This window comes from Chryseobacterium sp. Leaf180, from assembly GCF_001424585.1.
Lineage (GTDB): Bacteria > Bacteroidota > Bacteroidia > Flavobacteriales > Weeksellaceae > Chryseobacterium.
Genome location: NZ_LMPJ01000008.1, coordinates 176,983 through 189,728 on the forward strand (window position 1 = coordinate 176,983; position 12,746 = coordinate 189,728).

The 12,746-nt window shown below is 37.6% G+C and carries 14 protein-coding genes and 1 tRNA gene; 4 read left to right on the forward strand and 11 right to left on the reverse strand.

What is annotated here, in order from left to right:
* Position 1: 1 nt before the first annotated feature.
* Both ASG01_RS08530 and ligD read left to right on the forward strand, forming a co-directional pair.
* Positions 2 to 601 (forward strand): DNA polymerase ligase N-terminal domain-containing protein, encoded by a 600-nt coding sequence (locus tag ASG01_RS08530; RefSeq protein ID WP_055862694.1) that lies wholly within the window; start codon positions 2 to 4, stop codon positions 599 to 601.
* A gap of 44 nt (positions 602 to 645) precedes the next feature.
* Complete coding sequence (gene ligD, locus ASG01_RS08535; RefSeq protein WP_238584531.1) at positions 646 to 2,547, forward strand: DNA ligase D; 1,902 nt, start codon at positions 646 to 648, stop codon at positions 2,545 to 2,547.
* Here the strand turns inward: ligD and ASG01_RS08540 are convergent.
* The 4 genes from ASG01_RS08540 to ASG01_RS08555 all read right to left on the reverse strand — a co-directional run bounded on the left by ASG01_RS08540 (position 2,544) and on the right by ASG01_RS08555 (position 5,246).
* Entirely contained in the window at positions 2,544 to 3,269 is a 726-nt protein-coding gene (locus tag ASG01_RS08540; protein ID WP_055862696.1) for an SDR family NAD(P)-dependent oxidoreductase, read from the reverse strand. The two genes, ligD and ASG01_RS08540, sit on opposite strands and share 4 nt — an antisense overlap.
* Positions 3,270 to 3,402: 133 nt before the next feature.
* Complete coding sequence (gene yajC, locus ASG01_RS08545) at positions 3,403 to 3,768, reverse strand: preprotein translocase subunit YajC (RefSeq protein WP_055862698.1); 366 nt, start codon at positions 3,766 to 3,768, stop codon at positions 3,403 to 3,405.
* 13 nt (positions 3,769 to 3,781) lie between these two features.
* A complete protein-coding gene (locus ASG01_RS08550; protein ID WP_055862700.1) occupies positions 3,782 to 4,330 on the reverse strand; it encodes a DUF1573 domain-containing protein in 549 nt (182 codons plus the stop codon).
* 10 nt (positions 4,331 to 4,340) lie between these two features.
* Entirely contained in the window at positions 4,341 to 5,246 is a 906-nt protein-coding gene (locus ASG01_RS08555) for a transcription antitermination protein NusB (protein ID WP_055862702.1), read from the reverse strand.
* Positions 5,247 to 5,334: 88 nt separating this feature from the next.
* Here ASG01_RS08555 and ASG01_RS08560 point away from each other — a divergent pair, with 88 nt between their 5' ends.
* Both ASG01_RS08560 and ASG01_RS08565 read left to right on the forward strand, forming a co-directional pair.
* Positions 5,335 to 6,996, forward strand: coding sequence for an ABC transporter ATP-binding protein (locus ASG01_RS08560; RefSeq protein ID WP_055862704.1), 1,662 nt, complete (start codon positions 5,335 to 5,337; stop codon positions 6,994 to 6,996).
* A gap of 99 nt (positions 6,997 to 7,095) precedes the next feature.
* Entirely contained in the window at positions 7,096 to 7,431 is a 336-nt protein-coding gene (locus ASG01_RS08565) for a DUF3276 family protein (protein WP_055862706.1), read from the forward strand.
* Between the two features lie 93 nt (positions 7,432 to 7,524).
* Here the strand turns inward: ASG01_RS08565 and ASG01_RS08570 are convergent.
* The 7 genes from ASG01_RS08570 to ASG01_RS08600 form a co-directional block, all read right to left on the reverse strand.
* Positions 7,525 to 7,600: transfer RNA gene (locus ASG01_RS08570), tRNA-His, on the reverse strand.
* A gap of 35 nt (positions 7,601 to 7,635) precedes the next feature.
* Positions 7,636 to 8,355 carry a bacillithiol biosynthesis deacetylase BshB1 gene (bshB1, locus tag ASG01_RS08575; protein WP_055862707.1) on the reverse strand — a complete coding sequence of 240 codons (720 nt, stop codon included), beginning with the start codon at positions 8,353 to 8,355 and terminating at the stop codon, positions 7,636 to 7,638.
* 68 nt (positions 8,356 to 8,423) lie between these two features.
* Positions 8,424 to 10,067, reverse strand: coding sequence for a tetratricopeptide repeat protein (locus ASG01_RS08580; protein ID WP_055862709.1), 1,644 nt, complete (start codon positions 10,065 to 10,067; stop codon positions 8,424 to 8,426).
* A 98-nt stretch (positions 10,068 to 10,165) separates the two neighbouring features.
* Positions 10,166 to 11,038 carry a PstS family phosphate ABC transporter substrate-binding protein gene (locus ASG01_RS08585; protein WP_055862711.1) on the reverse strand — a complete coding sequence of 291 codons (873 nt, stop codon included), beginning with the start codon at positions 11,036 to 11,038 and terminating at the stop codon, positions 10,166 to 10,168.
* Positions 11,031 to 11,225 (reverse strand): C4-dicarboxylate ABC transporter, encoded by a 195-nt coding sequence (locus tag ASG01_RS08590; RefSeq protein WP_317038770.1) that lies wholly within the window; start codon positions 11,223 to 11,225, stop codon positions 11,031 to 11,033. Before ASG01_RS08590 ends, ASG01_RS08585 begins: the two co-directional genes overlap by 8 nt.
* A gap of 69 nt (positions 11,226 to 11,294) precedes the next feature.
* Positions 11,295 to 12,137, reverse strand: coding sequence for an energy transducer TonB (locus ASG01_RS08595; RefSeq protein ID WP_055862714.1), 843 nt, complete (start codon positions 12,135 to 12,137; stop codon positions 11,295 to 11,297).
* A 24-nt stretch (positions 12,138 to 12,161) separates the two neighbouring features.
* The gene (locus ASG01_RS08600) at positions 12,162 to 12,731 is read right to left on the reverse strand and encodes an ExbD/TolR family protein (protein WP_055862716.1); all 570 of its coding nucleotides are present in this window, start codon (positions 12,729 to 12,731) and stop codon (positions 12,162 to 12,164) included.
* Positions 12,732 to 12,746 lie beyond the last annotated feature (15 nt).

Here is a 12,746-nt window from a genome sequence, read left to right on the forward strand (position 1 = left end):
CATGGCTCTTAAAGATTACAATGACAAAAGAAAGTTCGATGAAACTACCGAACCCAAAGGAAAAACTAAAAAAAGTGATGATAAGCTCGTTTTTGTAATTCAGAGGCATGCTGCATCGCGGCTGCATTACGATTTCCGCCTGGAAATGGAAGGTGTTCTAAAAAGCTGGGCAGTTCCCAAAGGCCCATCACTTAATCCGGATGACAAACGTCTGGCGATGATGGTGGAAGATCATCCATACGATTATAAAGATTTTGAAGGAAATATACCCGAAGGAAATTATGGTGCCGGACAGGTGGAAATCTGGGACAGTGGAACCTATGAACCATTAGACGAGACAAGTAAGCTTTCTGATGAAAAAGAATTATTGAAAGAACTGAAAGATGGTTCTCTGAAATTTATTCTTCACGGCAAAAAACTGAAAGGAGAATTTGCTTTGGTAAAAATGAAAAATGCCGATAACAATGCATGGCTCCTCATCAAACATAAGGACAAGTTTGCAGAAGATGAATATGATGCAGAAGAAAACGTATCACCGAAATCATTAGTTTCAAAATTTATCCAGGAAAAAAAAAGCCCAAAAAACAGCAAAAAGAAGTAATTGCTTCTGAAACAAAACCGAAATTTCAGCGTTTCAATTCTTTGGTGGATGAGAAAAAATTAGAGAAATTCATTAAACCAATGCTGGCAAAATCTTCTGACGATGCGTTTGACGATGAAGAATGGATTTTTGAAATTAAATGGGACGGTTATCGTGCAGTTGCCGATCTCAGTAAAAAGCAACCACTTTTTTATTCCCGGAACGGAATTTCTTTTTTATCTAAATTTGATAAGATTGCTCAGGATTTCATTCAGCAAAAACACCGCATGATTCTCGATGGCGAAATCGTAGCTTTCGACGAAAACGGAAAACCAAGCTTCCAACTTTTACAGCAAATTGGCGACAATCCGGATTTGGCATTAACCTATCAGGTTTTTGATCTTCTGTGGCTCAATGGCCATTCTACAGAAGAACTTCCTTTAATTCAGCGTAAAGAACTTTTAAAGGACGCTTTAGTTGAAACAGATCTCATTAAATTCTGTGATCATGTTCCCGAAAAAGGAATTGAGTTTTTTAATCAGATGAAAAATATGCAGCTTGAAGGAATGATTGCTAAAAAGGCTGACAGCATTTACACCGAAAACAGCCGAAGTACCGACTGGCTGAAAATAAAATTCACCAATACAGAAGAAGCAGTAATCTGCGGTTACACCGAACCAAAAGGCTCTCGAATAGCTTTTGGAGCACTGATTTTAGGCAAATTTTTTAAAGGAAATCTTATTTATGCAGGTCATACAGGAACCGGATTTAATGCGCTTTCACTGAAAGAAATTTTAGAAAGACTTCAGAAAATTGAAATTGATAAATCACCCTTTGAGAATACACCTAAAACGAATATGCCTGTAACCTGGGTAAAACCTGAGATTGTCTGCGAGGTTAAATTTTCTGAAATTACCAAAGATGGCATGTTTAGACATCCGGTTTTTGTGGCGATACGTGAAGATAAAAGTATTGAAGATTTAAGCACTATTTTACCTGAAAAGCAACATTATATGGAACCAAAGAAAACTAAAACTAAAAAAGCAGTTTCTGAAAATGAAAAAGAGTTGACGCTGAATAAACATAAAATAAAGCTGACGAATCAGGATAAAATATATTTTCCGAAAGATGAAATCAGCAAAGGTGAAGTGATAGAATATTATCAGTCTGTCGCTGAGTTTATTCTCCCGCACCTTAAAAACCGGCCGCTTTCGTTAAACCGTTTTCCGAATGGGATTGAAGAATCTGGATTTTATCAAAAAGATGCCGGCGACTCGATTCCAGACTGGATAAAAACGACGCAGGTTTATTCTGAATCAACCGATAAAAACATCGATTATGCAATCTGTAATGATAAAGCAACACTTGCTTACCTGAATAATTTGGGATGCATCGATTTTAATCCATGGAATGCTTCTGTACCCAATCTGGATAAGCCGGATTTTTTGGTGTTGGATCTTGATCCTTCAAAGAAAAACAGTTTTGATGATGTTATTGAAACGGCTCTTGTAGTAAACGAAGTTTTACAGTCAGTGGAAATTGAAGGTTACTGCAAGACTTCAGGCAGTACAGGAATTCACATTTATCTTCCTGTAAAAGCAAAATATACGTTTGATCAGGTGAAAGATTTTGCCCATATTCTGATGAAACAGGTTCATGATAAACTTCCGGAAATCACTACTTTGGAGCGCAGCTTACAGAAGAGAGACGAAAAAAAAATTTACCTTGATTATCTTCAAAACCGACAGGGACAAACTTTAGCCAGCGTTTACAGCCTAAGGCCGAAAGAAGGTGCGGCCGTCTCAATGCCGATTGAGTGGGATGAACTGAAAAAAGGTTTGAAACCAACGGATTTCAATATTGAAAATGCTTTGGAAAGAATTAAGGCAAAAGGTGATTTGTTTAAACCGGTTTTAGGAAAGAGTTTTGATATGATGAAGGCGCTTGAACTTTTGCAGAGTGTTTAAGGCAACTTTGCCACCACACTCTCTGGCAAAATTTTTAAAATTAAATAAATCAGTTTCCACTTGAAATTTGGAACAATGGTGAAAGAATTTCCGGCGTTGACGATATGTTCTGCAACATATTCCGGTTTCATAAGCAAACTTTTATTTAAATCTAAACCTGCATTAATCTTCGTGTTAATATAGCCGCTGACCAAAACATTCACTGTGATGTTTCGCAAAGCGAGTTCCTGTCTTAAACCAGCCAGATAAGTGGTAAATGCAGCTTTTGTGCTTCCGTATACAAAATTACTTTTTCGGCCACGAACTCCTGAGAGTGACGAAAGACCAATAATTCTTTCGAGTTTTTTATTATTTTGATCTGAAGCAATAATGTTTAAAACAGAAACTGCGCCCATATAATTGACTAACATCATTTGCTTGGCCGATTCAAAGTTTTGCATCGCCTTTTTATTTTCCACTAAAAAGCCTGCTGCATAGATGACTATGTGAGCTTTTGCCGGTAAATTGTCATAAAACTTTTGATGCGAATCAAAATCTGCAGCATCAAAAAAAACAATATAAACTTTTGAAATGAGATTATTTTCCCCGACAAACTTTTCCAGTTCATCAGTATTTCGGGAGGCGGCAATTATGTTAAATCCTTTAGTTTTATATTGTAGAATCGCCTGTTTCGCTACATCCGAGTTAGCACCAAGAATAAGAACTGTTTTATTTAAAACCATTGCACAAAGATATTTTAAATCTTAAATGTGTCTGAATATCTTCCAATAAATCGTTTTAAATTTTCTTCAGAAAAATTCCGGCGCGGTGAGCAAAGCTCACCGCGCCGGAATTAATATCAATAATCTTAAAAAATTATTTCTTATCTAAATCGATAGCCGATTCTTTTTTATCAGCAGTTGCAGCAGCTATGGCTTTATCACCAAATCTTGCGGCCGTAAATTCTCTTGATATTGCCGCTTTTTCAAACTTAAGTTTACCGGAAAGCGTTTCAATTACAATACCGTCTTCCTGAATCTGAGCAATTCTGCCGTGCAGACCAGAAGTCAGCACTACTCTGCTTCCCACTTTCAGTTCTTCCTGAAACTTTTTTTCCTGCTTCTGTTTCTTCATTTGAGGTCTGATCATCAGGAAATAAAACCCGACAAACATCACACCCATCATTATCAGCATCATTGGCGAAGAACCGCCTGGCGCTGCCTGTAAAAAAATAGTCATCATAAATCAGGAAATATTAAGGTTGTACGTTCGCTACGAAGGTCAGTTTGATCGGCGCTTTTTCTACGTTTGCGAAAACATCAGCATATTTAGAAACTGCTCCGTCGAAGTTTGAAGAATCGAAGCTAAGTGTGATTTTCCCTTTCTTCCCCGGCATGATCGGCTCTTTTGTAAATTCAGGCGCAGTACATCCGCATCCTGGCTTTACTTCAGAGATAATCAAAGGATTTTTTCCGGTATTGGTAATTTCGTAAACGTGGCTTGCTTTGCTTCCTTTTTTGATGTTTCCAAAATCGTAACTGCTCTGTGCCAAAGCAATAGTCGTTAATGGCTGACCGCTTTTTGCTGCAGAAGTAGCAGTTGTTTCAGCTCCAACCGTTTGAGTTGCAGTTGTTGTTTCAGTCGTTGTGGTTGTAGTCGTTGAGTCCGGTATTGCTGCAGGCGCCGCGGTTGAATCTGCCACTACAGTTTCATTCGTTGTTTCTTCGGTTTTTGTTTCTTTTTTGCAAGAAGTCAGTCCGAAAGCTATTACGCTTAAAGCGATGATTGATAAGGTTTTTTTCATTTTAATATATTTAAATTCTGTTTAAATCTTTACAGTATTTATCTAAAATTCCGTTGATAAAAATGTTTGACCGGTCTGTGGCAAAAACTTTTGAAATCTCGATATATTCGTTGATAATTACTCTAGAAGGCGTTAGTTTAAAAGCCTGAAGTTCCGAAAGCGCAGTCATCAGGATTACTTTATCCATTACAGCAACCCGCTCAAGATCCCAGTTTTCCAGTCTTTCAGAGAGAATTTTTTCAGTCGGTTCCCAGTTATTCAGCGTATCTCTTAGAAGTTTCCCAGCAAAATCTTTATCTTCTTCATCCTTCAGCATTTTGATGAGCGTGCGGCTGTCTTCATTTTCTTTAATGAAACCAATCGTTTTCTGCACCATCGAGTTTGCGATATGAATATCATCCGACCAGGTAAGTTCTCTGTCGCCAACGTAGTCATGAAAATCTTCATTTTCGGCAACATATCGTAGAAAAAGTTTACCTATGAATTTCTGATCTTCTTCAAAAGAAAAACCTTCTTCTTTCATAAAATCCTGGTAACGCTTTCCTGCCGTCATTCTCTGGAATGTTCTCACCAAAAAATCATCATGCAGATCCCATTTCAGTTCTTTGTGCTGACCCGTAAAGTATAATCTCTCCGGATTTTCCTCCAGTTTAATTAAAACCTGATTATTAATAAATTTCTGATTTGGATTGAGGTCGGAATCCGTTCTTAAATATTTTGTCTTCCCGATTTCCATTTGGTTTTCGGCAAGATTTTTCAGAGCTACCAGAAAATTGAGTTCACAGATGTAGAGATTGTAAATTTTCTCGATACTGCTGAACATATTTTTCTCTAAAACATCGATTTTTATAGGGTTTTGGTAGTATGCATACACGCTCTCTACCACTTTCTCACGGATTTGTCTTCTGCCTAACATTCAAAGAACTTTTAATGGCTGCAAAGATACTAATTAAAATGAGATGTGGTCTCAGTCTGGCTCTATTTTCGTAAATTTGCCAAAGTTTATGAAAGCTTTAAAAACCCTGAACCCTTACTTCTGGAAGCACAAAATACTGTTATTTTGGGGGTTCTTATTTATCATCGCCAGCAACTTTTTCAATACCTACAAAGTACAGTTTGTAGGAAAGTCAGTAGACGAACTCACCCACGGCGGAAAACTTGGTTTCAATCAACAGGTTTTGATTTATGTGGCCATCATTGTTGGCTGCTCGCTGCTTACCGGTTTTTTCACGTTCATGATGCGCCAGACGATCATTGTTGCTTCGCGCCGCATCGAATACGAATTAAAAAATAAAATTTACCGCCATTATCAGGAACTTTCGCTTACCGATTATAAAAAAACGACTACAGGAGACCTGATGAATCGTCTTAGTGAAGATGTTGTTGCCGTGAGAATGTATCTCGGTCCGGGCGTAATGTATGTGGTGAATCTCATCGTTTTGGTGACGATTACCAGCATTTATATGTTGACAACAGATGTTTCGATGACCTTGTGGACCTTGCTTCCGCTTCCGATTTTATCTTTTGTGATCTATAAAGTGAGTTCGATTATCAACAGAAAGTCGAAGATTATGCAGAAAAGTCAGTCGGCGATTTCCACATTTGTACAGGACAGCTTTTCCGGAATTCGCGTGGTGAAGTTTTTTGCCCGCGAAAATTATATTAAGAAAAATTACAGCGACAAGGTCACAGAATATCAGAACAAAGCACTCGATTTAGCTAAAACCGAAGCGTACTTTTTCACAATAATTCTTTTTGTAGTCGGTTTGCTTAATGTGGCGATCATCGTTGTTGGCGGACAAAAATATATCGATGGAACGCTCAGCATCGGGAAAATCGCCGATTTCTTTATGTACATCAACACGCTAATTTTCCCTTTTTCTATGGTCGGTTGGGTGACATCTATTAATCAGCGGGCGGAAGCTTCAATGCAGAGAATTAATGAATTTTTAGATAAAAAATCTGAAGTTCAGAATGCCAGCACCGATCAGTTTTTTATTAAAGGTAAAATTGAGTTTAAAAACGTTTCATACGTTTATCCAAATACCGGAATAAAAGCACTCGACAATTTAAGCTTCAGCGTAGAAGCCGGCGAATCAATTGCCATTATGGGAAAAACCGGCAGCGGAAAATCTACCATCGCGCTTCTTCTTTGCCGTCTGATCGATCCTTCCGAAGGCGAAATTTTGGTTGACGAAAAAAATCTGAAAGAACACAATCTCGAAAATTACCGAAAGTTTATCGGTTACATCCCGCAGGAAAGTTATCTATTTTCAGACAGTATCGAAAACAATATCGGTTTTGCGGTAGATAACCCAAGCCATGAAAAAGTGGTTGAATATGCGAAAATTGCAGACGTTCACAAAAATATTATTCATTTTAAAAATGAGTATAAAACAATGGTAGGCGAACGTGGAGTGATGCTTTCCGGGGGACAGAAACAGAGAATCTGTATCGCAAGAGCATTAATAAAAGATCCTAAAATAATCATTTTTGATGACTCTCTCTCTGCATTAGACACAGAGACCGAACAGAATATCCTGGAAAATATCGAGAAGAAGATTGCGGGCGCAACGTCCATTATCATTACGCACCGGGAGTCGAGCGCCCAGAGAGCCGACAAAATCATTAATCTCAGCGAAACTGACAAAACGATAACAGCTTAACAAAAAATGACCGAATTGTTAAATAAATCATAAAAAAAATTTCCCCTTTGGAAGAAAACTTATATATTTGTGTACACAGATTAAAAAAAACATCTAATAATGAGTGATTACAAAGAACGACATGAAAATGAGATTTTCACGAAGGTATTAAAAGCAGGCAGAAGAACTTACTTCTTTGATGTGCGTGAGACGAAGGCTGGAGACTATTATCTTACAATCACAGAAAGCAAGAAGAATTTTGGAGAGAATGGCGAAGCGTCTTTTGAAAAACACAAAATTTATCTTTACAAAGAAGATTTTAAAAGCTTCCAGGAAATGTTTAATGAATCTACAGACTTCATTTTAAATGAAAAAGGTGAAGATGTAATCTCCGAAAAACACGACAAGGACTTCAAAACGAAATCATACACGATTGAATCTGACGAAGAAATGTAATAATTTTACGCTTTAAAATATAAAAATCCGGAAAACTATTCCGGATTTTTTGCGTAAAAAAACACATTCTCAAAATGAAAATGTGTTCTGCTAGGGTGAATGAGGGGTCTCGAACCCCCGACCTTCGGAACCACAATCCGACGCTCTAACCAACTGAGCTACAATCACCGTTTCGTGGGTGCAAATATAGATAAATTTCTTTATTTACAAAACAATTCCGTCGAAATTTTTCATCGCAATTAATTTTTCACTTGTAAAACCTTCCGCATAATTCACTCCAGAAAGCCTGCCAAGATCCTGAGCGCGATAGGTAAGGCTTTCAAAAAAATCTTTTGTTGCAATTGGTGTCACAGGTTCTTTGGAGTTTGGATCGTAAAACTGAGTTTTATATGCCATACATGCTTCCAGCTTTTGATCAAGAAAATCTGAGATGTCAATGACAAATTCAGGTACAACATTTTTCCACTGGATATAATGAAAAATCTGCTTCGGTCTCCAGACTTCCTGTGTTTGCCCATTCAATGTTGTTTCAATCTTCTTTAAACCCGATAAAAAGCACGCATCAGAGGCTAATTTTGCAGCCTTCGCATGATCCGGATGTCTGTCATCAATTGCATTTGCCAAAACAATTTCCGGTCGGTATTTACGGATCATCTGTACAATTCTCATCTGATATTCTTCAGTATTATTAATGAAGCCATCTTTCATCTGCAGATTTTCTCTCGCACTTAAACCTAAAAGCTTCGCAGCATCCTCTGCTTCCTGCTTTCTTGTCTGGTCTGTACCGCGCGTACCAAGTTCGCCTCTCGTAAGATCAATTACTGCGCATTTTTTGCCTTCCGAAACCATTTTTATAATCGTTCCTCCACATCCCAATTCTACATCATCCGGATGCGCTCCGATCGCCAATATATCTACTTTCATAATTTTAATTAAAACAAAAAAACTTCCCAAACATTAAGAATGGGAAGTTAAGGTTTATTTAAGAAATATTATTTACTTAATTCTGTATTCAGATTAATCGCATCCTGATAAGAAGGATCTAACTGCAATGATTTTGCAACGTAATCTTTCGCTTTTGCCTTATCGGTATCTTTTACCATAAACGCTACTGCGAAATATGCATAAGCCATCGTTTGCTTGTTTGCAGCCATATCCGCAGGTTTTACCGTGCTTAGGAATTTCTCATACGACAATCTCGCTGCTTCATTGTTTCCTGACTGTTGGTAAGAATACCCTTCGCTATAGTACGCTGGTGCCCAATCTGGCAAAAGAGTACTCATTTTCTGCCATGTCATAATAGCACCATTCCAGTTTTTTGCATCCTGATAAGCCGTTGCAAGTTTAAACAAAGCATCAGTATCCTGAGGATTAGCTGCAACCTGCTTTTTGAAACCTTCAATTGTCGGATTCGTTGGTCCTGCATCAACAGCAGCCTGAGAATTTCCACCGCCACCTGCGATTTTAGCCAACTCCATGTCCCACTTCAAAGTTTCATCTTTTGCACCTTTTGCAATGGCAATTTTCTGCTGTGCTTCATTCATCAGAGCGGTCTTCTTTGCAGCATCGGTTTCAGTTTTAGCCAAACCTGCAGCAATAAGACCCATTAAACCCTGATCTGCAGGCTGAATTCTTGATTTTTCTGCCTGAGAAGCAAAAGTGTCAATATTTTGTTTTGCCATGGCATACTCACCATCTGCATAATTTACATATGCTCTCAGTTTATATTTAATCGGATCGTTAATTTTATCGAAAATCTTATCTAAAATCACTTTAGAATTAGCATAATCTTCATTTGTAAAATAAAGTTTTGCAATCTCCAATTGAGTATATGGATCTTCATCAGCATATTTTGTATAGTTAATCAAATCCTGAGTTGCTTTGGCATTTTGCTGATATCTGATATCATACGCGGCCATTGCTTTGTAAGCCGGAGCATAAGTAGGATCAGTGGCTATCGCTTTATCAATACTGGTTTTAGCCTGTTGCCATTGCTGTGCTGCCATCCATAAGGTTCCTATTCTGGTGTAGACAGACGCTTTGTTTTTTGCTAACGGAAGTGCTTTGTCATAGGCACTCATTGCATCTCCAGGCATTCTTTTCAATCTATAAGCGTCACCTAAAGTGTAGTAATAATAAGCAGGAACTTCTTTTCTCTGCGCTCTTTCGATTGCTTTATTCAGATATTCGATTGCTAAATCCGGCGCGTTATTTTTTTCATAAATAGTTAATGCTTCAGCAGCTCTGAAAAGCACTTCTGCATCTTTCTCTTTAGAATCTTTTACAATTTTCTGTATTTCAGCAACTGCTGATTTATCACCTTTTCCCAATCTTACGGACGCAAGACCCAATTTATTCAGGTTGCTTTTACTATCTGCTGCGAGACCTTTATTAAAATTATCAGTTGCAGAAGTAAAATCCGGATCTGACTGTTTTAGGAATGTGTTTCCTAAGTAAAAATAATTTTCTGCCTTTGGCTCCTTCGCAATCATTGATGCAAAATTTGTTTTAGCCTGAGCATACTTGTCACTGTCTATACTGTTGATGCCATCTTGCAGCGTCTGAGCTACCGCAAAGTTGGTAAAAAACACAGCGGCTGCACCTATGGCGAACTTCTTTACATTCAAAATCATCATATTTTATATTATTTTTTTTAAAATTAGATTCAAATTTACACAAATTTGGTACCAATAGTATGATGTGCGATTTACAGAAAGGTTAAATTTAATACTATTTAACGCATCTGCACCTCTCTTCTGTAGATGTTATAAGGCTGAAGTCCTTCTTTTTCAACGATCATCTGGCCGAGCTGCGTGCACGAATATCGGATAAAACCGTTGGCAATGTTAAAATTTCCCTCATTCGTTAAGAAATACAAAACGCGGGTGAAAGGATATTTCATTTCCCGTAAGCCATCAAGATTCGGAGAATATGCTGTCCCTTTCGTTTCGATCGGTAAAATTTTAATCATGCTGCGAAGTTTTTCTGCGTTTTTATCAAAAGGCCGGCTGATGGAATTTAATCCAATGACTCCGATTTTCCCCGGATATTTATTCAGTTCTTCAATGACATTTTCATTGCCTGGAATGATGGAAAATTTTAAATCTTTTGGCTCCTTTTTAAAACGTTGAGCAACAAAATTAAGATTACTGGAATTGGTTCCGTCAAAAACAAAATTCTTAGCATCAGACTGAAGACCTTCTTCAATTTCTTTTAAGCTAATCATGTCCTTCGGATAATCTTTTGGAACAACAAAGATTACTGCATCTGCAGCAAATTTTGCAGGATTATATTTAAGCTCTACCTGTTTTTCGTATTCTTTAATCTCTTCTGCTGAAAGCTCACGCGACATTACCACAAGACGTGCCCTGTCATTTAGCAGATCAAGGAAACCCAAATCCTCTTTTTTTGTCTCCACTTTGATTTTTGTATCGGGATAAGTAATCATATATCCCTCTGCCAAAGCTTCTGTGACACTTTTAAATGATTCATCGGTAAGAACCGTCATTTCACCACGGTGATACGATGGCGACAGGTCTTCCTTTTTTTTACAGCCAGATAATATTAAGATACAAACTGCGCCAAATACTGTGAATAATCTATTCATCACCTTTATTATTAATTTTTGATACTGCACGATAAATTCTGAAGACACCATACAGCATCACCAAAATTCCTAAAGGATAAGCAACAGTCGGTTCCAGAATGGTGAAAAAAAATTTGTAAACAATAATGACAATTCCGAGAACGATATAGAAAAGCCCGGTAACGAGAGATAACCAATTAAACATCATATAACAAAAATATAAAAAAAAGAGAAGCAAGTGCTTCTCTTTGTATAGATAGTAAATCTTTAAAAATTATTAACCTTCAAAATTCATTGTCAGTGGTAATCTGAAACGATATCGTACGGACTGTCCGTTGATTTTTGCAGGTGCCCACTTGTTTTTAATAGACTTAATGGTTCTGATAGCTTCAGAATTAAAATCTGAATTTTTACCATTTGCTTTCACATCAGTAATAGAACCGTCACGCTCGACAACGAAAGTAATTTCAGTTTTTACAGTACCTTCATCACCATTCATAGCAGAACCGTCGAAGTTTGACTGAACTTTATTTCTAAAAGCATTAATACCACCAGGATATTCTGCAACCTGCTCTACCTCACTATAAACTTGTGTATCACTCACTTGTGGCTTAACCTCAGCAGTGGAAGTTTTTGTACCTGTACTTGGTGGTGGTGGTGGTGGTGTGTAAGCCGGAGCTCTAATACCTTCCTGATTGACTAAACCTGTAGTTGTTTCAATCTGCTTCGAGATTGGTGGCGGTGGTGTTTCCACTTTTGGTGCTTTTACCGGCTCTGGAACTACGTTTTGAATAATTTCAATCTTTTCCTCCTCCTTTGGTGGCGGTGGTGGTGGCGGTTCTTCTTCTTTCGGCTCCTCAATAATAGGATCATCTTCCAAGATATCAACCAAATCAGCTTTAACCTCCGTTGGTGGCGGTTCATTCATACGCTGAATTGTAAGATATATAAAAGGTGATAAGGCCGCTAATAGGAAAAGAGATGTACCGATAATAAAAGACCTTGTCAGTAATCTTGGATACTGAGATCTGATATCATATGCACCATAGCTTTTATTTCTATTTTCAAATACAATCTCATCTAAAGTTAGATTCTGATTATATACATTTTCATCTGCCATTATATCGCAAATTTTATTATTAAATTACTTTGTTGCAGGAGCTCCACCAGCGGGATTTCCTACTTTTTTATCGTAAATGGTTTTCTCAAACGACTTGACATCGGTTACACCGTATCGTTCACTTTTGGTAATTGCCATTTCATCTAAAACATCCACAAAGTTCTTATATACTGCATCATCCGTAGGCTTGATAATCACTGTAAACAGATCCTTTTTCTTTGCTCTGGCTTTTGCTTGCTCTATTATCTTTCTAAGACCTTCACGGTCAAAGGAAGTTTCATTCAAATTTTGGTCATTAAGCGAAGAAGGATCTTGCTGATGCCAAAATATTTTATTGTCTTTACCCAATAATAATGTAATTGAGTTGGTAAGATCAATTTCTGTCGGTGGTGGTTTTGGAGCATTAGGATCCGGTTTTGCCGGAAGCCCAAGATCCATCACATTTGGTTTACTGAAAGTCGTGGTAAACATAAAGAATGTGATCAATAGAAAACCCAAATCCACCATAGGAGTCATATCGACTCTGGTACTTTGTTTTTTGGAGCGTACTTTGCCGCCTTTGGCGCCTTTCTCCTGTACTTGTACTTCTGCCATTTCTAAATGATATAT